The organism is Mycobacterium sp. NGS39, from assembly GCF_059812765.1.
This window is the reverse complement of record NZ_JCALDH010000006.1, coordinates 98,044-122,636: the sequence shown is the minus strand read 5'-3', so window position 1 is coordinate 122,636 and position 24,593 is coordinate 98,044. Positions and strand designations below refer to the sequence as shown.

Sequence of the window (24,593 nt, the reverse complement as noted above, 5' to 3'; positions counted from 1 at the left end):
CGCGACCAGCGCAAAGCGATCGGCCGTGGGTTATTGCGCCACTGCACAAGCCGGTTCGAGATTGCAATCGCGTTGATCGAAATGCCTGGTCCCCGAACCCGCGCAGCACTCTCCGCTCGTGGCGAGTCGGGCGGAGGGTTGCGTGTTGACCGGCTCACTGCTTCACTATAAGTAACTACTTACTTACGAGAGGTGGCGGTGGCGCCGAGATCGAGGGAGCGAATCATTGCCGAGGCGCTGCGCCTGTTCGGTGAACGCGGCTTTGCGGCGACAACGATCGCGCAAATCGAGGAAGCCGCCGGGTTGTCTCCCGGTTCGGGAGCCCTTTATCGGCACTTCCGCTCGAAGGACCAACTCCTCGTCGACGCGATCGGCGAAACGCTGGCCGACCGTGCTCAGTGGGCGCCGTTCTACGAAGAGGATTTCTCGGTGCTGGCACTGCTGAACGAAGCGGCGCCCGACGCCGGGCTGGTCGACCGGCTGGTGATGTTGTGCCAAGTTGGCTTAGGCCGTCTCGACCACAACCGCGACGTGACGCGAATCCTTTTGCGCGACAACTCACCTGCCCCCGAGGTGCTGGAAGTGTTCCGCCGAGACGAGTACCTGCTCGTGCTGCGGGTGATCTCGCGCGGGCTGGCCGAGCTCGCCGGGCCAGACCACCGCGACGAGGACTGGGATGCCGCCGCCGTGGTGGTGCTCAGCGCGGTGGCGCACTACTGGCTGATCCGCGACACCTTCGGCGGCGAACACCCCGCGGCTATCGACGAGCAACGGTATCTGCGCTCGACAGCCGAAATGATCGCGGCACGCCTCGAATGGACCGGTGCACAACGTAACCCAACAGAAGGGGAACACCATGGCTAGCCACGTCAACGTGATCGGCGGTGGGCTCGGCGGTCTGACGGCCGCGATCGCCTGCGCAGAGGCCGGCGTGCCCGTGCGACTTTACGAGGCGCACGATCGCCTCGGCGGCCGCGGCAGAGCCACGCCGCCACCCCATGTGGTCCATGAGGGCGCGCACGTGTTCTACGCCGATGGTCCGCACTACAAGTGGCTGAAGAAGCGCGGATTCGTCAAGCCCTTGGGCTTCCCGGGCCCGCTCGACATGGCCACGCTGTTGCATTTCCGCGTCGGCGGCCGGATCCGGGCTGTCCCGCCGCTACGCATGCTGCGCGCGCAGTCGCGCAAATGGCTCAAGGCACCGGTCGACGTCGACTTTCACTGCTGGGCGGCGCAGCGCTGGGGTGAAGCAGCCGCGCAGCAGATGGCCAATGCCATCAGCGTGGTCACCTACGACGCCAATACCGGCAGGCTCTCCGCCGCCTTCGTGTGGCAGCTGTTCTCGCGAGTGCTCGGTCCCAATCCGCCCGCCGTGCGTTGGGTGCGGGGCGGATGGCAGACGGTGATCGACCGGATGGCCGCTCGCGCAACCGAACTGGGCGTGGTCATCAACACCGGAGCGCGCGTCGATGCCATCCCGTCCGGCGGTCCTGTCATCGTGGCCACCGAGCTCGCTGCTGCCCGGAAGTTACTGGGCGACGAGAGCCTCACTTGGACTAGCGGTCACGCCGTCCTGCTCGACATCGCGGTGACGCATGACCGCAAGGACACCAACTTGGTCTTCGATCTCGACGAAGGCGGGTTCCACGAGAGCTACAGCATGCAAGACGACTCGGTGGCGCCCAGCGGTGAATCGCTCTACCAGCTGCAGATGCCGGTGCGCGACGGCGAGTCTTACGCCGACGCACATCAGCGGCTGGCCGGCCTCGCCGACCTTGCAGTGCCGAACTGGCGCGATCGCAACACCTTTCATCGAACCGCAGCCGCCAAAGGCCGCACCGGTGCGCTCGACCTGCCCGGGCAGACCTGGCGCGACCGGCCGGCGATCGAGCGTGGCGGTGACGTCTATCTCGTCGGCGACATGGTGGCCGCCCCTGGCATGCGCGGCGAAATCTCCATCAACAGCGCGCTGGCAGCGGCCGCGGCCGCAACCGCGTCAGTGACCGGCACCCGGACCGCCGCGTCGAGCCGCTAACGGAAGCGGGGCTCGCCGAGTGTGAAGGTGGCTTCGTCGATGACCGCACCGACGTGACGGCCCGGTCGCAACCAGGTGGCGAGCGTGCCGGCGGAGCGGACGTCGACGGTCACGATCGCCGGCCGCACCCGACCGGTGAACGTCAGCAGCGAGTCGCCGACCCGGCCGTCGCTGAATTGCTGACGCGCCGTGCCCCGGTATTTCAGCGGAATCGCCGGGCCGACGACCCGCGGCGTCGCGCTCACCGACCATGCGGTTCCGTCGCGGCCGGTGCCGGTCACGGTCCGGCCGGCGCCCGGCTCGCCGTCGAACTCGGCGAGGGTCTTCGGCATGGCCCAATTCTTCCGTCCGCCAACGAGACTGGACGGTGAATCCACCGACATGAACGCCACATTGGCCCATGGGCGCAGGCCGGTGCGGGACGCGATCATGCCCAGCACCTCGTCGTACGGGCCGACCGGCGTGTCGGTGTAGTGGACGAAGCCGCCGACCGTCGCCAGCGCCGGGCTGCCGGCCAGACGCGGCGGGAGCGCAGCAGCCGCAGCGCGACCACCTCGGCCCAGCCACAGCAGCGCCGAGCATCGGCATTCCCACGGTGCGGGCGCCGCGTCGGCCGGCAAGCTGGCAATCAGCGCTTCACTCAGCACCGTTTCGGGAACCCCTGGCAGACCGGACAATTCGGTGTGCACGTTGGCCTCGCCCATGTCGCTCACATCCTTCCATTCGCGCCCGATAGCCGGCCCGCGACCCGCGTTCGACAAAACGTCTAATTGAGGAACGACTCGAAGTTCGCCGCGTCCGTCACGTCGAAGAAATAGCCCGCCATGCCCACCACCCGGCAAGGATGTCACACCGTACTCTGAGGAGTCGTGGAGCTGCTGGTCGCTGCGAACCCGGACCCACAGTCGCGGCTGCCTTTCCTCATCCGGGTTCCGGTGGGCGACGGTCTGGTATTCGCTACGTCGGGAACCTGGCCGCGCGCCCAGGCGGTGTACTGTCATCCGTTGCCCGCCGACAGCTGGCCCGCCGAGCCCGAGCTCGTCGAGACCGTCGAACTGCGCTCTTGCACCCGTCGAGGCGCTGCCATCGACGTCGTCGCCGCCCGGTCCAGAGAAAGCCGCTCTCAGCTCGTCCAGACCATCGCACGCGGCCGCGACGTCGTGTTCTGGCAGAGCCCGCTTACCCGCAAGCAATCACGACCTCGGGTGCGCACCCCGACCGCGCGGGCCGCCGGCATACCCGAGTTGGTCATTGCCGTCGACTCCCATGAGCGCTACGCGTACAGCTTCAGCGACAAGCCCATCGTCACCACCCGCCAGCCCCTCGCCTGTGGGGACTACGGACTGCACATCGATGGCCGGCTCGTCGCTGCCGTCGAACGGAAGTCGTTGTCCGACTTGAGCTCCGGCCTGCTCAACGGCAAGCTCAAATACCAGCTCATCGAGTTGGCGGCGCTGCCGCGGGCGGCAGTGGTGGTGGAAGACCGGTACTCGGAGATCTACGCGTCGACGTTCGTCAGGCCGGCCACTGTCGCCGACGCACTCGCAGAACTACAAGTCGGCTTTCCGACGGTGCCGATCGTGTTCTGCCAGAACCGCAAGCTCGCGCAGGAGTACACCTACCGCTACCTGGCGGCGGCGCAGCGGTGGTTCACCGAACAAGGCGAATGACCAGCCGGGCCGCGAGGGCGTCAGTCCGGCGTTCCCCGCACGGCCGCGGCCGCTGCCCGGATCTGCGGCGTGACGAGCATGATCTGCCCCAGCACGCCGTTGACGAAGCCCGGCGAATCGTCCGTCGACAACTTCTTCGCCAGCTCCACCGCCTCGTCGACCGCAACCGGCTCGGGAACGTCGTTGGCGTGCAACAACTCCCACACCGCTACTCGCAGCACCGCGCGGTCGACGGCCGGCAGCCGCTCCAGCGTCCAGCCTTGTAGGTGAGCCGAGATCAGGTCGTCGATGTGCTCGCGGTGCGCAGTGACTCCGCGGGCGATCGTGACCGTGTACGGGTTCAGCGCAGACACGTCGGGCTGCTGGTGGGCCAGCGCCGTACGCGCCTCGGCCACCTCGGCGGGGGTCAGCCCACGCGCCTCGGCCTCGAATAGCACGTCCACCGCGCGTTTTCGCGCTTGATGGCGGCCCCGGTCGGCTTTGCGCTCAGGCATTCACCCTTCCTAGGTAGCTGCCGTCGCGGCTGTCGACTTTCAGCTTGTCGCCGGTGTTGATGAACAGCGGCACGTTGATCTGCGCGCCGGTCTCCAGTGTCGCAGGCTTGGTGCCGGCATTGGAGCGGTCACCCTGCAGACCGGGCTCGGTATGGGTGACCTCCAGCTCGACGGTCACCGGTAATTCGATGTAGAGCGGGTTGCCGTTGTGGAACGCCACCTGCACCGGCATGCCTTCGAGCAGAAACCGGGCGGCGTCGCCAACCAGCGACTCGGGCAGATGGTGCTGCTCGTAGTCCTCGCTGTCCATGAACACGTACTCGGTCCCGTCGCGGTACAGGTAGGTGGTGTCGCGGCGGTCGACGGTGGCGGTCTCCACCTTCACACCGGCGTTGTAGGTCTTGTCGACGACCTTGCCCGACAACACGTTCTTGAGCTTGGTCCGCACGAAAGCGGGACCTTTGCCGGGCTTGACGTGCTGGAACTCGATGATTTGCCACAGCTGGCCGTCGATCTGAAGGACGAGCCCGTTCTTGAAGTCGGCAGTCGTTGCCACGGTCGGTTGTTCTCCTCGTTGTCAGTCACAGTCGATGGGGCCATTCGGCGCTCGCCGGATCGGCCTGATCGGCGGCCGGGCCGAAATCTCAGGCCCATTCTCTCATCCGCCGCCCGCCCGGTGGCACGATCACCGCATCGAGCCGACGCCCTCGCGCGGCGTCGTCAAAGGATTGCGAGCTCTTTGGGGAATCGGGTGAGCAGTTCCGGTGCTTCGTCGCCGACGATCAGCGTGTCCTCGATGCGAACCCCGCCTCGGTCGGGAAGGTAGACGCCGGGTTCCACGGTCACCGCCGCGTCCGCATGCAGTGTCGCGGCCGAGGCGCCGCTGATTCCGGGGGCCTCGTGGATCTGCAGTCCGACGCCGTGGCCGAGTCCGTGGCTGAAGTTCTCGGCGTAACCGGCGTCGGCGATCACCTGGCGCGCTGCCGCGTCGACCTCACTGCACGGCTTCCCGGGAGCCAGCGCCTCCCGACCGGCTTTCTGCGCGGCGGCCACCACTTCGTAGATCTCGTGCTGCCACTGGGCCGCTTGGCCCAACACGAACGTCCGGGTCATGTCGGAGTGGTAGCCGGCGACGAGCGCGCCGAAGTCGATCTTGACGAAGTCGCCGAAGGCCAGCTCGGCGTCGGTCGGCCGGTGATGCGGGATCGCAGAGTTCGCACCGGTCGCGACGATCGTCTCGAACGACACCCCGTCGGCACCGTGGTCGAGCATCAGAGCCTCGAGGTCGCGGGCGACCTGCCGTTCGGTGCGGCCAGGCCGCAGGCCTCCGCGCTGGATCAGGTCGGTCAACGCGGCGTCGGCTGCCTCGCACGCCAGCCGCAGCAGTGCTTTCTCGCCGTCGTCTTTGACTTCCCGCAACGCCTCGACGTTGCCGGACGCCCGGACCAGCTCGATGTCGCCGGCCGCCCGCGCCAACTGGTCGTAGCCGTCCACCGTGACGACGTGGCTCTCGAAGCCGAGCCGCCCCACGCCCTGTTCGGCGGCCAGCCGGGCCAGGTGTGGCCCGCAGGAGCGCTCGATCTCCAGCCGCACGTCGGGCGACTGGCGCGCGGCCTGCGTGCGGTAGCGACCGTCGGTCGCCAGCACCGCGGGAACGTCGTCGTCGGCAAACACCAGCAGGGCCGCGTTCGAGCCGGTGAACCCGGCCAGATAACGGACATTCACCAGGTCCGATACCAACATCGCGTCCAGTCCGGCGGCGGCTAGCCGGCGACACAGGTTGCGGCGGCGCTGGGAATATGTCACAGGTCTTGACGCTACCCGCTAGGCTCAGCGCCCATGAGGTCATGGTTGCTGCGCGGATTGGTCTTCGCGTTCCTGCAGACGGTGCTTCGCATCATTCAGACCGCGATGATCAACACGTGGGAGACGCAGGCCCCGATCATCAGCGTGCTGCTGCAGGTGATCTTGGCCGTGATCGCGCTGGCCTGGGGCTTCGTCGACGGCCGCCGTGACGCGAATGCGCAACCGGACCCCGACCGCCGCGCCGACCTCGCGATGACATGGCTGCTGGCGGGTCTTGTCGCCGGTGTGCTCTCCGGCCTGGTGTCGTGGGTCGTGTCGCTGTTCTACAAGGAAATGTATGTGATGGGCCTGGTGAACGAACTCACCGTGTTCGCGGCCTACACCGCATTGTTGACGTTCGTGATGGCGATGCTCGGTGTCGCGGTGGGCCGCTTCCTGGTGGACCGCCGCTATGCCAAAGAGGGCTATCCGTCGTCCCGCCGCGGCGAGGGTGCGGACGGTGACCAAGGTCCCGACACCGATGTGTTCGCCGCGGTCGGCGGCGGCCGCCAGCGCGACGAAGCGCGTGACGAGGCGCCGACGCAAGAAGCGCGCTTGCACGAGCAGCGCACCCAGGAGGGGCCGACGCACCCGGAGCGCAGCGAGCGCACCGAGCGCAGCTAGTCCGGCTGCGCGTTCAGTCGAGGCTCAGCGCGCCAGGGTTTCCGCCAGATAACGCAGCGCCAGTAGATATCCCTGCACACCGAGGCCCGCAATCACGCCGGTGGCGACCGGGCTGATGAATGAGTGGTGCCGGAACTCCTCGCGCGCGTACACATTTGAGATGTGCACTTCCACGAGCGGTGCCCGCAGTTCCGCGCAGGCGTCGCGCAATGCGACCGACGTGTGAGTCAGCCCGCCGGCGTTGAGGATCACCGGCTCGTCCCCGTCGGCCGCCCGGTGAATCAGATCGATCAGCTCGGCCTCGCTGTTGCTTTGGCGCACAAGGACTTTAAGGCCTAGCTCGGCAGCGGTCTTCTCGATCAGTGCGACCACTTCCTGATATGTGGTGGTGCCGTAGACCTGTGGCTCGCGCAGCCCCAGCCGATCGAGATTCGGGCCGTTGAGCACGTTGACCGTTGTCACGCTGCCACCTCCGCGTATGCCGCCGCCAGCAGCGCTGGATCGGGCCCTTCCAACCGGCCGGGCTTGGCCAGGCCATCCAGCACCACGAACCGCAGTACCCCGGCTCGCGTTTTCTTGTCACCGGCCATGATCTCGAGCAGCTGCGGCAGCGCGTCGGCGTCGTAGGTGACCGGCAGACCCAGTGACGTCAGGATGTCCCGATGCCGCCGGGCCGTCGCGTCGTCGAGCCGGCCCGCCAGCCGGGAGAGCTCCGCGACGAACACCAGGCCCACCGACACCGCGGCACCGTGCCGCCACCGGTAGTTCTCCCGGCGCTCGATCGCGTGTCCCAACGTGTGCCCGTAGTTGAGGATCTCGCGCAGCTGCGATTCCTTCTCGTCGGCGGCAACCACCTGGGCCTTGACCGCCACTGCGCGGCGGATCAGTTCGGGCAGCACGTCTGCGCCCGGGTCCAGCGCGGCCCGGTCATCTTTTTCGATCAGGTCCAGGATCGCGGGGTCCGCGATGAACCCGGCCTTCACCACCTCCGCCATTCCCGCCGCGAGCTCGTCGTGCGGCAGTGTCTTGAGCGTGTCCAGGTCGGCCAGCACCGCGCGCGGCTGGTGGAACGCGCCGACCAGGTTCTTGCCGGCGTCGGTGTTGATGCCGGTCTTGCCACCGACCGCCGCGTCCACCATCCCGAGCAATGTGGTGGGCACATGGATGACCGACACGCCGCGCAGCCAGGTGGCAGCGGCGAATCCCGCGACGTCGGTGGCGGCACCGCCGCCGAGGCTGACGATCACATCTTTGCGGCCAACACCTATACGCCCCAACACTTCCCAGATGAAGCCGAGGACCCGCAGCTCCTTGCCGGCCTCTGCGTCCGGGATCTCGATGCGGTGCGCGTCGATTCCGTTGTCGCACAACGAAGTCCGGGTCAGCTCAGCGGTCTCGGCCATGACCGGCTGGTGCAGGATCGCCACTTTGTGCGTGCCCTCCAGCAGCCGCGGCAGCTCGGCGCGGACACCGCTGCCGATGATCACCGGATACGGCGGGTCGACATGGACGTCGACGGTCACAGGCTCAGTCACGGTCCGTCCGTTCGGCATTGCGGGCGGCCAGCGCGGCGGGACTGGGCGGCGCGTGCGAGGTTTCGCTGGGGGTCAACGAGATCGGCGAGCGACGCCATACGTGGCGGCGCTTGCGCTTGGACGGCTGCGGGTTCTCCAAGCGGGTCACGATATGGCGGACGACGGCCCCGGGGTTGCGGCGATTGGTGTTGACACGCATGGTCGCCGCGCGGCGGTACAGCGGCACCCGGTCAGCCATCAGCGCGCGGTACTTCGCGGCGGCGTCGGGGCCGGCCAGCAGCGGCCGCACCGTGCTGCCGCTGGTGCGGCGCACGCCTTCGGCCGCATTGATTTCCAGGTAGACGACGGTGTGGGCGGCCAACGCGTCGCGCACCCCGGGCGTGGTGATCGCGCCGCCGCCCAGCGCCAGGACGCCGTCGTGTTCGGCAAGCGCATCACAGATCACCTCTTCCTCGATGCGCCGGAACTCCTGCTCCCCGTCGGCGGCGAAGATGTCGGCGATGGTGCGGCCGGTCTTGGCTTCGATCGCCGCGTCGGTGTCCAGGAACTCCACGTCGAGCGCCCGGGCCAGGCGCCGCCCGATCGTCGACTTGCCGGACCCGGGCAGACCGATTAGAACGGCCTTCGGCGCCATCACGATCACCCCGACGCCCGAAGGTCGCGGCCGCGAGCGGCGATGCCCTCGAGATACGAGGCGATGTTGTTCTTGGTTTCGTTGATCGAGTCGCCGCCGAACTTCTCCAGCGCGGCGCGGGCCAACACCAGCGCGACCATCGCCTCGGCCACCACCCCGGCCGCCGGCACCGCGCACACGTCGGAACGCTGATGGATTGCCACGGCCTCCGCGCCGGTGGCCATGTCGACCGTGGCCAGCGCGCGCGGCACCGTCGAGATCGGCTTCATGGCCGCGCGCACCCGCAGCGGCTGACCGTTCGTCATGCCGCCCTCCAGGCCACCGGCGCGGTTGGTCGACCGCAACACTCCTGCCGGTGCGGGATACATTTCGTCGTGGGCCACACTGCCGCGGCGGCGGGCCGTCTCGAAGCCGTCGCCGATCTCCACACCCTTGATGGCCTGGATGCCCATGATGGCGGCGGCCAGCTGGCTGTCGAGGCGGTTGTCGCCGCTGGTGAACGAGCCCAGGCCGACGGGCAGGTTCAGCGCCACGACCTCGACGACACCGCCGAGCGTGTCGCCGTCTTTCTTGGCCGCCTCGATCTCGTCGATCATCGACTGCTCGGCGGTCTTGTCGAACGCGCGCACCGGGCTGGCGTCGATCGCGTCGAGGTCGGCCGGCTGCGGGGGCGGGCCGCCGTAGGGCTCGGACGCGCCGATCGAGATGACGTGGCTGAGCACGTCGACGCCCATGGCCTGCTTCAGGAACTGCTTCGCGACGGTTCCCGCGGCGACGCGGGCCGCGGTCTCCCGGGCGCTGGCCCGCTCGAGCACAGGACGGGCGTCGTCGAAGCCGTACTTGAGCATTCCCGCGTAGTCGGCGTGCCCCGGCCGGGGTCTGGTGAGCGGCGCGTTGCGCGCGATGTCGGCGAGCTGCGCGGGGTCGACCGGGTCGGTGGCCATCACGGTCTCCCACTTCGGCCACTCGCTGTTGCCGATCTCGATCGCGATCGGGCCGCCGAGGGTCACCCCGTGGCGCACACCTGCCAGCACGGTGACTTCGTCGGCTTCGAACTTCATCCGAGCGCCGCGGCCGTAGCCGAGGCGCCGCCTGGCCAACTGGGTGCGGATGTCGGCGGACGTGACGTGCACGCCGGCGACCATGCCCTCGAGCATGCTCACCAGCGCGCGGCCGTGCGACTCGCCGGCTGTCGTCCATCGCAACACGCGTCCCATCTTCCCACGCGACCGCCGCTGGGCTTAATCGCGATTGGGCGTCAGAGGAGGGCCAGCGTGGCGGCGGCGGCCGTGGCGAAGCACATCGCCGGACCGTGCGGCACCGTGCGTGCGCCGCGGCGCAGCAGCTCCACCGCCGCCCACATCGCGGTCAGCAACGGCGCGGCCAGCGCGGCGAGCAGCCACACGTCCGCTCCGAAGTAGCCGCTCAGCGCGCCGACCCCGAGCGCCAGCTTCACGTCGCCGGCGCCCATCGCCGCCGGCGCGACAGCGTGCACCAGCAGGTACAGCAGGCCGAGGCCGGCGGCCCCGGCCAAGGCGGGCACACCCCGTCCGCAGGCAGTCGCCAATACCAGCACCACGACGGCGCCCGGCAGCGTCAACCAGTTCGGCAATCGGCGCTGCCGCAGGTCATAGCCGCTCAACAACGCCAGCCACACCAGCGCCGCAAGAAATTCCCCCACCCCCACGGATGGAGGCTAACCCCGCTGGAGCGCAGCTCTCATCGCTTCTTTTGGCGCCGGTCGTCCGGTGAACTGCTCGACCTGGGCGAACGCCTGGTTCAGCAGCATCTGCAGCCCGTCGATCACCGCGCCGCCCGCCTCTGAAACCGCCGCGGCCAGCGGCGTGGGCCATGGATCGTAGACGGCGTCCAGCAGTACCGGCGCGCGCCGCAACACCGCCAGATGCGCCGCCGCGGCCTCGGCCGGGATCGTGTTGACGACGGCGCCGGCGCTCGCGACGTCGTCGTCCAGAGCGGGGTCGCTGAAGGCGCGCCACGACGCCGCAAGACCGACATCGTCGGCCAGCGCCAGAAGCGGCTGCGCCTTGGCAGGATCTCGGGCGACCACGATCACGCGGCGGGCATCAAGGTCGGCGGCCGCGACCACCGCGGCGCGGGCGGTGCCGCCCGCGCCGAGCACGACCAGCGCACCGTCGACGCTGCCCAGCGCCCCGACCACGCCGTCGACGTCGGTGTTGTCCGCGCGCCAGCCGTGTCCGATGCGCACCAGCGTGTTCGCGGATCCCACCTGCTGTGCACGTTCGGTGCGCTCGTCGGCGAAGGCCAGCGCGGCGAACTTGTTCGGCATCGTCACCGACAGCCCCACCCAGTCCGCGCCCAGTCCGCTTACCAGGCTGGGCAATTGCTTGGCCGTGCACTCGATGCGCTCATAGGTCCAGTCGGCCAGTCCCAGCGCCCGGTAGGCGGCAAGATGCAGCTGCGGCGACTTCGAATGGGCGACCGGCGAACCCAGGACGCCAGCTCTCATCGCGCGCTGTCGAGGACACCGTTGCGCTTGGCCAGCTCGATGTTGGCCAGATGCTGCTGATAGTCGCGGGTGAACAGCGTGGTGCCCTGCATGTCCACAGTGACGAAGTACAGCCAATCCCCCGGTTCCGGTCGTTCTGCGGCGGCCAGCGCTTGATCCCCCGGCGAGCAGATCGGCGTCTTGGGCAGTCCCTCGCTCATGTAGGTGTTCCACGGGGTGTCGCGGCCGCGGTCGACGTCGGTGGTGGCCACCTCCTGGCGGTCCAGCGGGTAGTTGACGGTGGAGTCGAACTCCAGTCGCTGGTGCGCCTGCAGCCGGTTGTAGATGACGCGGGCGACCTTCGCGAAGTCCGCCGGCTTGGATTCGCGCTGCACCAGCGACGCCACGATCAGCGTCTGATAGGTGGACAGCGACTGCCCGTCCGGCGAGGTGCCCAGCCCACGTTCCGAGTACAGGCCAGCGCTGTCGCCGATCAGCTTCGCCAGGATCTCGTGCGCCGTCCATGCCGGGTTGATGTCCCACGTGCCGGGCGCGATCAGCCCCTCCAGCCGCCGGTGGTCGCCGCCCATCGCAGCTACCTGCTGAACCGCCCAGGACGGCACGTTCAGCGCCGCCGGCGCGTCGGTGCCGGCCACCTCACGCAGCTCGGTGACCGGTACGCAGCGCCGATTACCGTCGAGCTGAACGCATGACGCGCGAGAGATCAACGTCAGAATGCCCTCGGTGACCGCGTTGGTCTTGACGTCAGCCACGTCGTCGAGCTGCCGGCCCTCCGGGATCACCAGCTTGCCGACCCGGTTGTGCGGGTCGGTCAACCGGCGCACCGCGTCGGCGGACGAGATCTCGGTGCGCATCTGGTAGTAGCCCGGCTGGATCGACGACATCTGCGAGTTGCCGTGCGCCGCGTCGACGAAGCCGCGCACCGAGGCGACCACGTTGTTGTCGACGAGCGTCTGTGCGATGGCCGTGGTGGAGTCGCCGTTGTGCACCTGGATCACGACGTCGTTCTTGCCGCCGCCGGAGTAGTCGCTGAACCACGAGTGCCACAGCCGGGATCCCACGAACACCGCCGCGATCACCACCACGACCAGCAGGCCCACAATCGCCATCCGAATGTTGTTACGGCGCCGGCGAATTCGCTCCCGTCGAATCCGCTCGGCGCGTGAACTGCGCCGCGGCGAGTTGACCGCCACGGGCTCCGCCCGGCCCGACGCACGCCCGTCAGCCACCGCCGCCCTTTCCGGCGTGCGCACGTCGCTGATCCAGCCATCCCTGCAGGATCGCGACCGCGGCGGCCTGGTCGATCTTGGACCGCTGGTCTTTCGCCGAGATCCCGGCCTCGCGCAGCGACCGCTGCGCGCTGACCGTGGTCAGCCGCTCGTCGGCCAGCCGCACCGGGACACCTGAGATCCGCTGGGCGAGGGCGTCGGCCATGCTGATCGCGTCCGTGGCAGCGGAGCCGGCGCGGTCGGCGAGCGTGCGCGGCAACCCGACCACCACCTCGACCACGTCGAGCTCAGCCACCAGGGCCGCCAGTCGCTTGAGGTGGCTGCCCGACCTGTTGCGCCGCACGGTTTCCACCGGTGTGGCCAGGATGCCATCGGGGTCGCTGACGGCCACCCCGATACGGACGCTTCCCACGTCGACACCTAGCCGTCGACCACGTCCGGGGTCGTCGAGGCCGGGCCGGTCCGGCACACGGTCCATACCGACAGCCAAGGTCACTAGCTCCGGGCGATCTCGGCTCGTAGCGCGGCGAGCGCCGCGTCGATCCCGGCCGCGTTCTTCCCCGAGCCCTGAGCCAGCTCCGGCTTTCCCCCGCCGCGGCCGTCGACCGCCTCGTTGAACCGCTTGACCAGCTCGTTGGCCCGCAGGCCGAGGTCCACGGCCGCGGGGTTGGCCGCCACCACGTACGGCACCGCACCGTTCTCGCCCTCGGCGATCAGCGCCACCACCGCCGGGTCGCTGCCCAGCCGGCCACGGATGTCTGAAACGAGGTTCCGCAGATCCCCCGCCGTCTCCGCCGCCATTCGCTGAGCCACCACCCGGACCCTACCGATTTGCTCGGCTCCAGCGGCCGCATTCGCGGCGGCCGCCCGGGCAGAGGCCTGGCGCATCCGCTCGAGTTCCTTCTCCGCGGCTTTGAGCCTGTCGACCAGGGTGGCTACCCGGGCGGGCACTTCCTCAGACGGCACCTTCAGCGACGACGCCAGCCCGGCGAGCAGCGCGCGTTCCTTGGCCAGGTGCCGGAACGCGTCGAGTCCCACGTAAGCCTCGACCCGGCGTACACCCGAGGCGATCGACGATTCGCCCAGGATGGTCACCGGGCCGACTTGCGCGGAGTTGTGCACATGCGTGCCGCCGCACAGCTCCAGCGAGAACGGGCCGCCGATCTCCACCACCCGCACCTGCTCCGGATAGCTTTCACCGAACAGCGCGATCGCGCCCATCGCCTTGGCTTTGTCGAGTTCGGTGGTGAACGTATGCACCTCGAAGTCGGCCTCGACGGCCTCGTTGGTGACTTCTTCGATCTGCGTGCGCTGGTGTTCGGAAAGCGGTCCCTGCCAATTGAAGTCGAATCGCAGGTAACCCGGGCGGTTCAACGAACCGGCCTGAACCGCGTTGGGGCCCAAGACTTGTCGCAGTGCGGCGTGCACCAGGTGGGTGCCCGAGTGCCCTTGGGTGGCGCCGTGGCGCCAGCGCGGATCCACAGCGGCGACCACGGTGTCGCCCTCGACGAACTCGCCGGACTCGACGTTGACCCGGTGCGTCCACAGCGTTTTCGCGATCTTCTGCACGTCGGTGACGGCGGCCTTGGCGGTAGCGCCCGCGCCGGTGCCGGTGATGGTGCCCTCGTCGGCGATCTGGCCGCCCGACTCGGCGTAAAGAGGGGTGCGGTCGAGGATCAGCTCGACGCGCTGCGCGGCCTGCGTTTCGGGCGTGTGCGCGACCACCGGTACGCGCTTGCCGTCGACGAAGATGCCGAGAATCTTTGCCTCAGAAACCAATTCGTCGAAGCCGGTGAACTCGGTGGGCCCGGCGTCGACCAGTTCCCGGTACGCCGACAGGTCGGCGTGGGCATGCTTGCGCGCGGCGGCGTCGGCCTTGGCGCGGTCGCGCTGCTCGGCCATCAGGCGCCGGAATCCGGCTTCGTCGACCGTGAGCCCAGCCTCGGCAGCCATCTCCAGGGTCAGATCGATGGGAAATCCGTAGGTGTCGTGCAGCGTGAAGGCATCGTCGCCGGACAGCACTGTCTTGCCCGCCGCTTTGGTGGCGCCGGCGGCCTGCTCGAACAGCCGCGACCCCGAGGCCAGCGTCCGGTTGAATGCCGCCTCTTCGGCTTCGGCGATGCGGCTGATCCGGGCGAAGTCGGTGACCAGTTCGGGATACGACGGCCCCATCGCGTCGCGCACCGTGGCCATGAGTTCACCGACGATCGGCCTGTCGATGTCCAGCAGCTTCGCCGCCCGCACGATGCGGCGCAGCAAGCGGCGCAACACATATCCGCGGCCATCGTTGCCGGGGCTGACCCCGTCGCCGATGAGAATCGCGGCGGTGCGGCTGTGGTCGGCGATGATCCGGTAACGCACGTCGTCGTCATGATCGCCCGCGCCGTAGCCGCGCGGCGCGATCTCGGCGACCTTGTCGATCACCGGCCGCAGCAGGTCGGTTTCGTAGACGTTGTCGACGCCCTGCAGCACGCACGCAATTCGCTCGACGCCCATGCCGGTGTCAATGTTCTTGCGCGGCAATGGCCCCAGGATCTCGAAGTCGGTTTTCGAGGTGCCCTCGCCGCGCAGGTTCTCCATGAACACGAGGTTCCAGATCTCGATGTAGCGGTCCTCGCTCGCGACGGGACCGCCCTCGGGGCCGTAGTGCGGGCCGCGGTCGTAATAGATCTCCGACGACGGGCCGCACGGCCCGGGAATTCCCATGGACCAGTAGTTGTCGGCCATGCCGCGGCGCTGAATCCGTTCTGGCGGCAGACCCGCCACTTCCTGCCACAGCTGCGCAGCCTCGTCGTCGTCCAAATAGACTGTCGACCAGAGTCTTTCAGGGTCCAGCCCGTAACCGCCGTCCTCGACCGGGTTCGTCAGCAAGGTCCACGCCAGCTCGATCGCACGGCGCTTGAAGTAGTCACCGAAGCTGAAGTTGCCGGCCATCTGGAAAAACGTGTTGTGGCGGGTGGTGACACCCACCTCGTCGATGTCAGGAGTGCGGATGCACTTCTGGATGCTGGTGGCCGTGCGGTACGGCGGGGTGCGCTGACCGAGGAAGTACGGCACGAACTGCACCATGCCGGCGTTGACGAACAGCAGATTGGGGTCGTCGAGGATCACCGACGCGCTGGGCACCTCGGTGTGACCCGCCTTCACGAAGTGGTCGGTGAACCGCTTCCTGATGTCGTGAGTTCGCACTTTGCTGTCTGTCTTTTCTGTGAGCCGACGGTCTCGGCGCTCGGACCCGATTACCTTACCGGTCTGCCCTTCGTCAACGATCCGGGCGACGCGCTGGTGCCCGGCGCCGATCAGCCGTCGACGAAGCTCAATCGCACCGACCGCCGGGGGTTGTCGCGGTTGAGATCCACCAGCACGACGCTCTGCCAGGTGCCCAACAGCGGCTTGCCCTTCTCGACCGGCAACGTCACCGACGGCGCCACCAGCGCCGGCAACACGTGGTCGGCGCCGTGCCCGGGCGAACCGTGGGCGTGGCGGTAGCGGTCGTCGCGCGGCAGCAGGCGTTCCAGCGTGTCGACGAGGTCGTCGTCGCTGCCCGCACCGGTCTCGATCACCGCCACTCCGGCGGTGGCGTGCGGCACGAACACGTTGCACAGACCATCGCCGTGTGACGCACAGAACGCACGGACGTCGTCAGTGAGATCGACGATGCGCCGGCGCGCGGTGTCGACGTCGAGAACGGCGCTATCCACATCTCCAGGGTACGGACGGAAGCGCTGCCGCCCATTGCCAGGCCGCGATCAGAGGAGCAAGGTAATCAGCGGACCGGTGGCGCCGCCGGGGCGCCGCCCCGACCCCAAGAGGGGGTGCGCCCATGCTGGCCAGTCACCCAGTCGCACGTACTACCACCATCGACGCGCGTCCAGACGCCATCGACGCCGGAATCGCGCTCGTCCGCGACGAGGTCATGCCGGCACTGGAAGCCATGGACGGCTGCGTCGGCGTGTCGCTGCTGGTCGACCGGGAAACCGGCCGGTGCATCGCGACCAGCGCGTGGGAGTCCGAGGAGGCGATGCACGCCAGCGCCGGAAGGACCGCGCCACTTCGCGAGCGGGTTGCGGCGGCGTTCGGCGGCACCCCTGCGGTGCAGGAGTGGGAGATCGCCGCACTGCACCGTGATCACCGCTCCGGGGCGGGCGCCTGCGTGCGGGCCACGTGGTTCAAGGTGGCGCGAGGCCGGCTCGACGCGGCGATCGATTTCTACCGGGAATCGGTGCTGCCGGACCTGGAAGCCCTCGAAGGGTTCTGCAGCGCAAGCCTGTTAGTCGACCGAACGTCCGGCCGGGCAGTATCGTCGGTCAGCTTCGACAGCAGCGACGCTATGGACCGCAACCGGGAACAGGCCAGGTCGTTGCGCACGGAGCGGCTGCGCGACCTGGGTGCAGACCAACTCGACGTCGGCGAGTTCGATCTCGCTGTCGCCCATCTACGCGTGCCCGAGCTGGCATAGCAGTGCGGGCGGTCGCCACGCCGACCGGTTTCCCCGCGCGTTTATCGGCCTCTGGCGCGGGTATGCCGCCTGAATCTTCATCGTTGGAGGCGACATGACAATTCACAGTGTGCTGGGCGCAATCGTCATCGGTCTGGTGATCGGCGCACTGGCGCGGTTCGTGCTCCCGGGCAAGCAGGCGATTCCGATCTGGCTGACCATCCTCGTAGGGATCGTGTCGGCGTTCATCGGCACCGCGCTGGCCCGGGCGATGGGCATTCCGATCGACACACCCGGCATCGACTGGGGTGAGTTGCTGGTTCAGGTGATCGTGGCCGTGCTGGGCGTCGCTCTGGTGTCCGCGGGCTTGGGCCGCTCGTCGTTCGGGCGCAGCAGGTTCGGGCGGCCGCGTTCCGGCCTGACGCGGCGGTGGTAGCCGTCAGGTCCTGCGACGGATGATCGCCCGCAGCCGGTCGAGCCGCTTGGCGATCTCCCGCTCATGGCCGTGGTCGGTGGGGCGATAGTAGTCTACGCCGACCAGCTCGTCAGGCGGATACTGTTGCGGCACAACGCCATCCGGGTCGTCGTGCGAATACTTGTAGCCGATCGCGTTGCCGAGTGCGGCCGCCCCGGAGTAGTGGCCGTCGCGCAGATGCGCAGGCACTAGCCCGGCTTTGCCGGCTTTGATGTCGTTGGTTGCCGCTCCGATGGCGGCCACCACCGCGTTGGACTTCGGCGCGGTGGCCAGGTGGATGGTGGCGTGCGCGAGTGTGAGCTGCGCTTCCGGCATGCCGATCAGCTGGACGGTCTGGGCGGCGGCGACCGCTAGCGGCAGCGCGGTGGGATCGGCCATGCCGATGTCCTCGCTGGCCAAGATCATCAGCCGCCGCGCCACGAACCGCGGGTCCTCCCCCGCCACCAGCATGCGGGCCAGGTAGTGCAAGGCCGCGTCGACATCCGAGCCGCGCACCGACTTGATGAACGCGCTGATCACGTCATAGTGCTGATCGCCGTCGCGGTCGTAGCGCACCGCCGCTTTGTCCAGCGACTCCTCGATGGCCGCTACCGTCACCGGTCCGCCCTGGTCGGCGACCGTTTCGGCGGCGACCTCCAAGGCCGTCAGCGCCCGGCGCGCGTCGCCGGCGGACAACCGAACCAGCAGCTCGACTGCATCGGGTTCCACGGCCAGTCGCCCACCGAGCCCGCGGGGATCGTCGATCGCCCGTTGGATCAGCGTGCGGATGTCGTCGGCGCTCAGCGGCTTCAGCTGCAGAATCAGCGATCGCGACAGCAGCGGCGCCACCACGGAAAACGACGGGTTCTCGGTGGTGGCCGCCACCAGCAGCACGACCCGGTTCTCGACCGCGGCCAGCAGTGCGTCCTGCTGCGTCTTGGAGAACCGGTGCACCTCGTCGATGAACAGCACGGTCTGCTCGCCGTGCGCGGCGGCGCGGCGCGCAGTGTCGATGACGGCGCGCACCTCCTTCACCCCCGCCGACACGGCCGACAGCGCCTCGAACCGGCGGCCCGTGGCCTGCGAGATCAGCGACGCCAGCGTGGTCTTGCCCGTGCCGGGCTGCCCGTACAGGATCACCGACGCCGCACCGGAGCCTTCGATCAGCCGGCGCAGCGGCGAGCGGGGAGTTAGCAGGTGCGACTGCCCGACGACCTCGTCGAGAGTGGTCGGGCGCATCCGCACCGCCAGCGGCGCGGGCACGGCCTCGCGGCGGCCCTGCCAGTCGGCGGAGTCGCCGGCGCCCGCGAGATCGAAGAGGCCGTCTGACGCCATGGTCCGCTAACTCGGGTGGGTCTTGATGTCGAAGACGACGTCGGCGCCGTCGACCTTCGTGACCGTCATCTCGGCGGTGTAGGGCTTGCCCTCCGGGCCGGTGAAGTGGCACTGGAACTGCTCACCCGCCTTGGCGGGCACGCCGTCCGGGCAGCTGACATCGGTCGGTGTGAAGTGGGCCTTCTGGGACACCAGATCGGCCACCTGTTTCGCAGCGCCTTCGGGTTTGATGGTCTTGCCGCAGGCCGTCAGCTGAAGCATCAGCGCCCCGGTGAGGAGCGTCGCGCCGACCACAGTGGCACAACGTTGGCTCATGCCGCGCGATGGTGCTCGGAAATCTCGAGCCCGTCAAGCGTCATGGTGAGCTGGTCACCTCGTCGACGACCGTGTGGATGAACCGCATCTTGTCGAGCACCGGCACCGGCAGCACGAACGGATACAGGTCGTCGCGGCCCATGGACCGGTTCACCATGTTCAGCCCCCACGACAGCGGCAGCCACATGTCGATGATTGTGTCAAACCCGCTGGGCCCCAAGACTCTTCGGCCGTAGGTGGCGTTAGCCGGGGCGAACCCGAATGCGGCTGCGGTGTCCAGCGTGTCGCGGATGTGAAGGTAGTGGGCGAATGTCTCCGCCCAGTCTTCGGCAGCGTGCATGGTCGCGTAGGACGACACGTAGTCCTCTTCCCAGCCGGCGGGCGGCCCGTCGCTGTAGTGCCGATCCAGCGCCTCTTGATAGTCGGCGTCCGGGTCGCCGAACAGTTCGCGGAACCGCTTGGAGTACTCCGCCGATGGCGCGACGAGGCGGTAGAAGTAGTAGTGGCCGATCTCGTGGCGGAAATGGCCCAGCAGCGTGCGATACGGCTCGTCCATCTCGATACGCAACTGCTCTCGGTGGACGTCGTCGCCTTCGGCCAGATCCAAGGTGATCACACCGTTGTGGTGGCCGGTGAACACCTTCTCCTGCGCGCTGGACAGCAGATCGAACGCCAGCCCGAAGTCGGGGTCCTCGTCGCGGCCGACGATCGGCAGGTTGAGTTCGTGAAGTTCGGCGATCAGCCGCCGCTTGGCCTTCTCGGCGTCGGCGAACGCCGCCAGCGCGGACGTGTCCGCGTCGTTGGGCCGCGTCCGGGTAAGCTGGCACGACAGACACAACCGCCGAACCGGCTCCTTGCGCACCAGCCAGTTGCATTGCGCCAGATGAAGATTCGCACACAACTCGTATTCGTCGGAGTCGACGAAACCCGGCTCGGCACTGTCGGGACTCGGCGCGATCACCAGCAGTGCCATGTCGTCGAGGGAAAACCCGAGGTGGCTCTCGCAGGACAGGCACACCGAATTCTCGAACGTCAGATGTTGTCCGCAGTTGGGGCAGACGAAATCACGCATGAACCACATCCCCCTCGAAAGGCGCCACGTCCACGGACACGTCGATCTCGCTGTGTTCGGAATCGGTGTAGATGATTCCGCGCAGCGGCGGGATGTCCGCGTAGTCGCGGCCCCACCCGACCAGAATGTATCGCTCGTCGACCATCTGGTCGTTGGTCGGGTCGAAACCCAGCCACTGGCCGCCGGGTGTCCAGACCGCCGCCCACGCGTGGGTGGCGTCGATGCCGATCATGCGGTCCTTGCCCGGTGGCGGATCGGTGGCCAGATATCCCGAGACATAGCTTGCCGCAAGACCGTTGGCGCGCAGACAGGCGACGGCCAGGCGGGCGAAATCCTGACACACTCCTGCTCTTGCCGCCACCACGTCGGCGACTGACGTCGACACCGTGGTGTACCCGGAGCGGTACGTGAAGTCCGTATAGATCCTCGAGGAGAGATCGCGCACCGCGTCGACCAGCGGACGACCCGGGGTAAAGCTGGGCGCCGCATACTCGCGGACGGCGTCGGTGATCTCCGGCGGGCTCAGATCGAGGGCGAATTCGACGGCCAACGCACCTTCCGCGCCGGCCGGCCGAGCGTGCTCCCACGCGGCGGTGGCCGGTGCGGCCGAATAGCGTTGCGATGTGATGGGATCCACCTCGACGACGGACGCGCTGGTGACCGACAGCTCGCGGTGCGGCGTCGTGACGTGAAAGTACGTGCTGATGTTGCCGTAGCCGTCGCGGCTGGTGGAGCGGTCTGCCGGTTCGGGCTCGACGCGCAACTCGTGATGCAGGCGGCGCTGGTGCGCCAGGTCGCGCGGAGTGAGAAACCCACGGCCGTACGAACTGGTGACCACGTCGGAATAGCGGTACGCGGTGCGGTGCAGGATCCGGTAGCGGCGGGTCACGGCATCGTCCGCCGCTGGTCTGGTCCCCACAGCGGCTGCATGCCGCCGGGCAACGCGAGTTGGGTGCGGGTGATCACGTCGGACAGCTCCCGAAGCGACACGTGGATGCCGGCGAGCAGCGCGGACAGCTCGACGCGCTTACCGTTCTGGTCGACGTTTTCGAGGTCGTCGGGATCCAGCCGGCGCAGTCTCGTACTGATCTCATCGACCAACCGCTCCGGCCGTGACGATCCCGATGCGCCCGGCAGCGCCCTCAGGTCGGTGCGAATCCGATCCAGCTGGAACACCAGAGAACGCGGGTTGGCCGCGTCCAGCAGCAGCAGCTGCGCCACGGCAGCCACACTGACCTTGCCTGGGTTGCGGCGCCGGTAGATCACCGACGACTCGCACGCCACCAGCGTCGACTCGATGACCGTCTGTTCGGCGCCGGCGCTGCGGGTCTGCGTAATCGTGGCACTCAGCAGTGCGGTCAGCCCGAGCCCACGCTCGATCCGCTTGCCGATGTCCGCCATCGTCCAGCCGACGTCGTGCACCATCGACTCCGCGGCCACGCCCGAGAGGGCCAGCATTCCGGCGAGCGTCTGCTGCTGTGCCGCGGCCAGCAGCGCGTCGCCTTCGGCCAGGGACTCAGGCGGTGAGTCCGATCTCCGCCCTACCGCCCGCTCGACCGCGGCCAGCACACCCCAGGTGTCGGCGGACAACTGGTCGCGCACCGCACGTGCGGCAAGCCCGAGGCCTTCCACCGAATGAGCCAGGGATCCGTGGCGCGCACGATCTACGGTCAGCGACCACAAAGTGGACGGGGCGACCGCGATGATCTCGTGGTCGTCGGCGTCAGCGCCGCTTTCGGTTCCGGTGATTTGCTCTAGTGCCGCGAAAAGTACTGGAACGCATTGACTTTCCTCAGCGCCCTGGCGGCGGCGGAATTCGTGATAACGCTCACGGGTGACGACGAGCAGCCGGGCCAGGGTTTCCGCGCGCTCCGCGTACCGTCCCATCCAGAACAGATCGGACAGCACGCGCGGCGAGCTGACGCCCTGGGCTCCGGCGCCGGTGATCGTCGGCAGGTCCATCGACGGGATCGTTACGGTCTGGGCTCGGCCCCGCTCGGTCGGCCGGACCCAAACATCTTTGGCGGCAACGGTATCCAACCGGTAGGCCGCAATCCCGGGTCCCATCACGTATCCCAGTCCGCCGATCATCGGGGCATATCCGCCACGTTGCGACACCGAGAACAACCGCATGCCGACACTGCCGGAGCTCAGCCCGCTCCCGCGCAATGCGATAGGCGCGGAGGAGAACTGGGGCAGTTCCTGGCCCACCCACTGCCACGGGGCCCTTCTGATTCGGTCGGCCAGCCGGTCCCGTTGCCGCACTGACAACGCCGGTCCGACGATCGTGTCGCCGCCGACCGTGGATCTGACCACGAGCGACGGCAGGCGCGCGACGAGGTGGCTGCATTCCGCGTCGATGCCGCCCCAGAACACCGGCGCGCTGCCGAGCAGTAGCTCGTCGCCGAGCAATCGGCGGGCAAGATCGGGTAAGAACCGATGCAGCCCAGGGTTTTCCAGCACTCCGCTGCCCAGCGTGTTGACCACGGTGACGTTGCCGCGCCGCTGCACCTCAACGAGGCCGACGACGCCCAGCCGCGAATCCGGGCGCAGGTCAAGCGGATCCGCGTAGTCTGCGTCCACGCGGCGCAGCACCACGTCGACGCGTTTGAGCGTGCCCAGCGACCGCATCCACAGCTTGCCGTCGCGCACCACGAGGTCGGCGCTCTCGACGAGCGGGAAGCCGAGCACGGTCGCCAGGTAAGCCTGGTCGAAAGCGGTTTCGGAGTGGCTGCCGGGGCTCAGCACCACCACCGCCGGGTCGTCGGCCGCGTCCGGGGCGGCGTCGATCAGCGCCAGCCGTAACGCTTGGGCGAACGGCGACGTGGGCCGCGGCCCGATCTGCTCGTAGAGGTCGGGCACAGCGTGCGCGACCACCCGCCGGTCGGCCAGCGCGTAGCCGGCGCCCGACGGCGCCTGCGTCCAGTCGGCATTGACCCGAAACGTTGCATCGGCGGCACGGCTCACGTCACAGCCGTGCAGGAACAGCTGATGGCGGCCCGGGATGTCGATGCCGCGCGCCGCGCGGATGTACCCGGGATGGGCGAACACCAGCTCCGGCGGCACCAGGCCGCCGGTGATCAGTCGCTGGGGGCCATACAGATCCGTGAGGACCTCGTCCAGCAGCCGCGACCGCTGCAGCAGACCGGTTTGCAGCGTCTCCCAGTCGGCAGCCGAGATCAGCAGCGGCAGCCCGTCGAGCTGCCACGGCACGGGCGCCGTCCCGTAGGTGATGCCGTCATGGTCGACATGTTCGCCGACGACGGACCGCAGCCGGTCGAGTCCCGCTCGACCGCGCTCGCTGACGGCAGCGGCCAGCTCCGTCCACGCCGGCCGCACCTGGCCTGCCGCGTCGACGAACTCGTCGTAGCCGGCGTCAGGTCCCCCGCGCAGTTCGAACAACGCCTGCTGGGTGCGCGCGCTGCGGTAGCCGGCAAGCAGCCGGTCAGGGTCGCGCGCCGGCGCGGTGGAGGCGCCGCCGGTGAGCGTCATCGTCGCCGCGCCGACCGGTGGTTCGAGCTGACCCGCAGGTACACCGACAGCACCAGCACGGCGGCCACCACGATTCCCGCGAGGTTGACCCCGAGTTGCGCCGCAGATTTGGCGGCTATTGCCCAGTCGCCGACCGTGGCCGCTACCACCGCGAAGCCGGCGGCCGGCACCGTCGTCACCGAGATGAACACGCCCACCAGCGCCGACGACTTCGCGGACACCAGCGAAAGCATTCCTGCAGCACCGGCGAACAGCGCGACGACGAATGACATTGGCCCGACCTGGAAGATGAAGTCGACCTCGCTGAGTTGGGCGGTCGTCGCGAGTTTGACCCACCCCGTGGCCTCCCACACCAGGACACCGATCGCCGTCACGACCATGGCCAGCGGAAAGCCGACCAGCAGTGCCAGTGCCGCGCGCCGCGCGAGATAGCCCCGTCGGCGCACCACAGCTACCGCCAGCGCCGCGAGCGGTCCGAACTCGGGGCCGACGACCATCGCGCCGACGACGGTGACCGGCGAATCGGTCACCACGCCGACCGCGGCGATCAGGCAGGCCAGCGACAAGAACGTCAGGTAGGTGACGTTCAGTGTCGACTCTTCCCGGGTTCGCGCGGCCAGCTCGTCCCAGATGACAGCGTCGGCGGGATCTCCCTCGGCTTCCTTTTCGGCACGGTAGGCAGCCGTGGAGACCACCGTGTCCACCAGATCGAGCGTGATCGCACCGCGCCGTTTCAGGCCGAGGTCTTTCAGGTCGTCGATGACGTCGTTGGCGACCTCGCGGGCGATGTCGGCGGTGATTTCGTCACCGGGCGGGTCGAGTGCGGCGTTCGAATGGACGACAAGGTGCGTCACACCCTTTTCCCGGTGCAGGATGTCGATCACTGAATCGCGCAGCTCCGTCGGCGCAATCACCCGCAAGTGCAACACTCAC

Annotated in this window: 24 protein-coding genes and 2 pseudogenes; 6 read left to right on the top strand and 20 right to left on the bottom strand. The window is 68.5% G+C overall.

Annotated elements, in window-relative coordinates; all coding sequences use genetic code 11:
- The first annotated feature begins 198 nt into the window (after positions 1–198).
- On the top strand, positions 199–864 hold the full coding sequence (locus AC5Y39_RS10580; RefSeq protein ID WP_500017271.1) for a TetR/AcrR family transcriptional regulator: 666 nt from the start codon (positions 199–201) through the stop codon (positions 862–864).
- On the top strand, positions 857–2,035 hold the full coding sequence (locus tag AC5Y39_RS10575; protein ID WP_500017273.1) for an FAD-dependent oxidoreductase: 1,179 nt from the start codon (positions 857–859) through the stop codon (positions 2,033–2,035). The genes AC5Y39_RS10580 and AC5Y39_RS10575 overlap by 8 nt, the downstream gene beginning before the upstream one ends.
- On the opposite strand, the gene AC5Y39_RS10570 is transcribed toward AC5Y39_RS10575, so the two are convergent.
- Positions 2,032–2,739 (bottom strand): acetoacetate decarboxylase family protein, encoded by a 708-nt coding sequence (locus AC5Y39_RS10570; RefSeq protein ID WP_500017275.1) that lies wholly within the window; start codon positions 2,737–2,739, stop codon positions 2,032–2,034. The two genes, AC5Y39_RS10575 and AC5Y39_RS10570, sit on opposite strands and share 4 nt — an antisense overlap.
- Before the next feature lie 165 nt (positions 2,740–2,904).
- Between AC5Y39_RS10570 and AC5Y39_RS10565 the strand changes: the two are divergent.
- Positions 2,905–3,702, top strand: a pseudogene (locus tag AC5Y39_RS10565) (ERCC4 domain-containing protein); the annotation flags it as partial.
- A gap of 23 nt (positions 3,703–3,725) precedes the next feature.
- Here AC5Y39_RS10565 and nusB read toward each other — a convergent pair.
- The 3 genes from nusB to AC5Y39_RS10550 form a co-directional block, all read right to left on the bottom strand.
- Entirely contained in the window at positions 3,726–4,199 is a 474-nt protein-coding gene (gene nusB / locus AC5Y39_RS10560) for a transcription antitermination factor NusB (RefSeq protein ID WP_500017277.1), read from the bottom strand.
- Positions 4,192–4,755 carry an elongation factor P gene (gene efp / locus AC5Y39_RS10555; protein WP_499911787.1) on the bottom strand — a complete coding sequence of 188 codons (564 nt, stop codon included), beginning with the start codon at positions 4,753–4,755 and terminating at the stop codon, positions 4,192–4,194. The genes nusB and efp overlap by 8 nt, the downstream gene beginning before the upstream one ends.
- Before the next feature lie 164 nt (positions 4,756–4,919).
- Positions 4,920–6,005, bottom strand: coding sequence for a M24 family metallopeptidase (locus tag AC5Y39_RS10550; protein ID WP_500017279.1), 1,086 nt, complete (start codon positions 6,003–6,005; stop codon positions 4,920–4,922).
- 33 nt (positions 6,006–6,038) lie between these two features.
- On the opposite strand from AC5Y39_RS10550, the gene AC5Y39_RS10545 reads away from it, so the two are divergent.
- A complete protein-coding gene (locus AC5Y39_RS10545) occupies positions 6,039–6,668 on the top strand; it encodes a B-4DMT family transporter (protein ID WP_500017281.1) in 630 nt (209 codons plus the stop codon).
- 24 nt (positions 6,669–6,692) lie between these two features.
- On the opposite strand, the gene aroQ is transcribed toward AC5Y39_RS10545, so the two are convergent.
- The 10 genes and pseudogenes from aroQ to AC5Y39_RS10495 form a co-directional block, all read right to left on the bottom strand.
- Positions 6,693–7,130 (bottom strand): type II 3-dehydroquinate dehydratase, encoded by a 438-nt coding sequence (gene aroQ / locus AC5Y39_RS10540; protein ID WP_500017283.1) that lies wholly within the window; start codon positions 7,128–7,130, stop codon positions 6,693–6,695.
- A complete protein-coding gene (gene aroB, locus AC5Y39_RS10535; RefSeq protein ID WP_500017285.1) occupies positions 7,127–8,221 on the bottom strand; it encodes a 3-dehydroquinate synthase in 1,095 nt (364 codons plus the stop codon). Before aroB ends, aroQ begins: the two co-directional genes overlap by 4 nt.
- Positions 8,222–8,318: 97 nt before the next feature.
- Positions 8,319–8,837, bottom strand: a pseudogene (locus AC5Y39_RS10530) (shikimate kinase); the annotation flags it as partial.
- Positions 8,838–8,842: 5 nt separating this feature from the next.
- Positions 8,843–10,045, bottom strand: a complete 1,203-nt coding sequence (gene aroC / locus AC5Y39_RS10525; RefSeq protein WP_500017287.1) for a chorismate synthase — start codon at positions 10,043–10,045, stop codon at positions 8,843–8,845.
- A 50-nt stretch (positions 10,046–10,095) separates the two neighbouring features.
- On the bottom strand, positions 10,096–10,524 hold the full coding sequence (locus AC5Y39_RS10520; RefSeq protein WP_500017289.1) for a prepilin peptidase: 429 nt from the start codon (positions 10,522–10,524) through the stop codon (positions 10,096–10,098).
- A 9-nt stretch (positions 10,525–10,533) separates the two neighbouring features.
- Positions 10,534–11,325, bottom strand: coding sequence for a shikimate dehydrogenase (locus AC5Y39_RS10515; protein WP_500017291.1), 792 nt, complete (start codon positions 11,323–11,325; stop codon positions 10,534–10,536).
- Positions 11,322–12,554: an endolytic transglycosylase MltG gene (locus AC5Y39_RS10510; protein WP_500017293.1), complete on the bottom strand. Its 1,233-nt coding sequence runs from the start codon at positions 12,552–12,554 to the stop codon at positions 11,322–11,324. Before AC5Y39_RS10510 ends, AC5Y39_RS10515 begins: the two co-directional genes overlap by 4 nt.
- A complete protein-coding gene (gene ruvX, locus AC5Y39_RS10505) occupies positions 12,547–13,032 on the bottom strand; it encodes a Holliday junction resolvase RuvX (RefSeq protein WP_500017294.1) in 486 nt (161 codons plus the stop codon). Before ruvX ends, AC5Y39_RS10510 begins: the two co-directional genes overlap by 8 nt.
- 17 nt (positions 13,033–13,049) lie before the next feature.
- A complete protein-coding gene (gene alaS / locus AC5Y39_RS10500; protein WP_500017296.1) occupies positions 13,050–15,743 on the bottom strand; it encodes an alanine--tRNA ligase in 2,694 nt (897 codons plus the stop codon).
- Between the two features lie 110 nt (positions 15,744–15,853).
- Positions 15,854–16,255 carry a secondary thiamine-phosphate synthase enzyme YjbQ gene (locus AC5Y39_RS10495; RefSeq protein WP_500017298.1) on the bottom strand — a complete coding sequence of 134 codons (402 nt, stop codon included), beginning with the start codon at positions 16,253–16,255 and terminating at the stop codon, positions 15,854–15,856.
- 122 nt (positions 16,256–16,377) lie between these two features.
- Between AC5Y39_RS10495 and AC5Y39_RS10490 the strand changes: the two genes are divergently transcribed.
- Positions 16,378–17,013 (top strand): antibiotic biosynthesis monooxygenase, encoded by a 636-nt coding sequence (locus tag AC5Y39_RS10490; RefSeq protein ID WP_500017300.1) that lies wholly within the window; start codon positions 16,378–16,380, stop codon positions 17,011–17,013.
- Between the two features lie 94 nt (positions 17,014–17,107).
- Positions 17,108–17,428 (top strand): GlsB/YeaQ/YmgE family stress response membrane protein, encoded by a 321-nt coding sequence (locus AC5Y39_RS10485; RefSeq protein ID WP_499911763.1) that lies wholly within the window; start codon positions 17,108–17,110, stop codon positions 17,426–17,428.
- Between the two features lie 3 nt (positions 17,429–17,431).
- Here AC5Y39_RS10485 and AC5Y39_RS10480 read toward each other — a convergent pair whose 3' ends face one another.
- Genes AC5Y39_RS10480 through AC5Y39_RS10455 form a run of 6 tightly spaced genes read right to left on the bottom strand, consistent with a single transcriptional unit; the run spans position 17,432 to position 24,589 of the window.
- A complete protein-coding gene (locus AC5Y39_RS10480; protein ID WP_500017302.1) occupies positions 17,432–18,781 on the bottom strand; it encodes a replication-associated recombination protein A in 1,350 nt (449 codons plus the stop codon).
- 6 nt (positions 18,782–18,787) lie between these two features.
- A complete protein-coding gene (locus AC5Y39_RS10475; RefSeq protein ID WP_500017304.1) occupies positions 18,788–19,096 on the bottom strand; it encodes a DUF4333 domain-containing protein in 309 nt (102 codons plus the stop codon).
- A gap of 40 nt (positions 19,097–19,136) precedes the next feature.
- Positions 19,137–20,168 carry a zinc-binding metallopeptidase family protein gene (locus AC5Y39_RS10470; RefSeq protein WP_500017306.1) on the bottom strand — a complete coding sequence of 344 codons (1,032 nt, stop codon included), beginning with the start codon at positions 20,166–20,168 and terminating at the stop codon, positions 19,137–19,139.
- The gene (locus AC5Y39_RS10465) at positions 20,161–21,057 is read right to left on the bottom strand and encodes a transglutaminase family protein (protein ID WP_500017308.1); all 897 of its coding nucleotides are present in this window, start codon (positions 21,055–21,057) and stop codon (positions 20,161–20,163) included. Before AC5Y39_RS10465 ends, AC5Y39_RS10470 begins: the two co-directional genes overlap by 8 nt.
- The gene (locus tag AC5Y39_RS10460) at positions 21,054–23,660 is read right to left on the bottom strand and encodes a circularly permuted type 2 ATP-grasp protein (RefSeq protein ID WP_500017310.1); all 2,607 of its coding nucleotides are present in this window, start codon (positions 23,658–23,660) and stop codon (positions 21,054–21,056) included. The genes AC5Y39_RS10465 and AC5Y39_RS10460 overlap by 4 nt, the downstream gene beginning before the upstream one ends.
- Positions 23,657–24,589, bottom strand: a complete 933-nt coding sequence (locus AC5Y39_RS10455) for a DUF389 domain-containing protein (RefSeq protein ID WP_500017312.1) — start codon at positions 24,587–24,589, stop codon at positions 23,657–23,659. Before AC5Y39_RS10455 ends, AC5Y39_RS10460 begins: the two co-directional genes overlap by 4 nt.
- Between the last annotated feature and the right edge of the window lie 4 nt (positions 24,590–24,593).

Coding starts and splice junctions, on each gene's coding strand:
- AC5Y39_RS10575 (WP_500017273.1), top strand. CDS start 857: ATGGCTAGCCACGTCAACGTGATCGGCGGTGGGCTCGGCGGTCTGACG.
- AC5Y39_RS10570 (WP_500017275.1), bottom strand. CDS start 2,739: ATGGGCGAGGCCAACGTGCACACCGAATTGTCCGGTCTGCCAGGGGTT.
- nusB (WP_500017277.1), bottom strand. CDS start 4,199: ATGCCTGAGCGCAAAGCCGACCGGGGCCGCCATCAAGCGCGAAAACGC.
- AC5Y39_RS10545 (WP_500017281.1), top strand. CDS start 6,039: ATGAGGTCATGGTTGCTGCGCGGATTGGTCTTCGCGTTCCTGCAGACG.
- aroB (WP_500017285.1), bottom strand. CDS start 8,221: ATGCCGAACGGACGGACCGTGACTGAGCCTGTGACCGTCGACGTCCAT.
- AC5Y39_RS10515 (WP_500017291.1), bottom strand. CDS start 11,325: ATGAGAGCTGGCGTCCTGGGTTCGCCGGTCGCCCATTCGAAGTCGCCG.
- ruvX (WP_500017294.1), bottom strand. CDS start 13,032: ATGGACCGTGTGCCGGACCGGCCCGGCCTCGACGACCCCGGACGTGGT.
- AC5Y39_RS10490 (WP_500017300.1), top strand. CDS start 16,378: ATGCTGGCCAGTCACCCAGTCGCACGTACTACCACCATCGACGCGCGT.
- AC5Y39_RS10485 (WP_499911763.1), top strand. CDS start 17,108: ATGACAATTCACAGTGTGCTGGGCGCAATCGTCATCGGTCTGGTGATC.
- AC5Y39_RS10480 (WP_500017302.1), bottom strand. CDS start 18,781: ATGGCGTCAGACGGCCTCTTCGATCTCGCGGGCGCCGGCGACTCCGCC.
- AC5Y39_RS10475 (WP_500017304.1), bottom strand. CDS start 19,096: ATGAGCCAACGTTGTGCCACTGTGGTCGGCGCGACGCTCCTCACCGGG.
- AC5Y39_RS10470 (WP_500017306.1), bottom strand. CDS start 20,168: ATGCGTGATTTCGTCTGCCCCAACTGCGGACAACATCTGACGTTCGAG.
- AC5Y39_RS10460 (WP_500017310.1), bottom strand. CDS start 23,660: ATGACGCTCACCGGCGGCGCCTCCACCGCGCCGGCGCGCGACCCTGAC.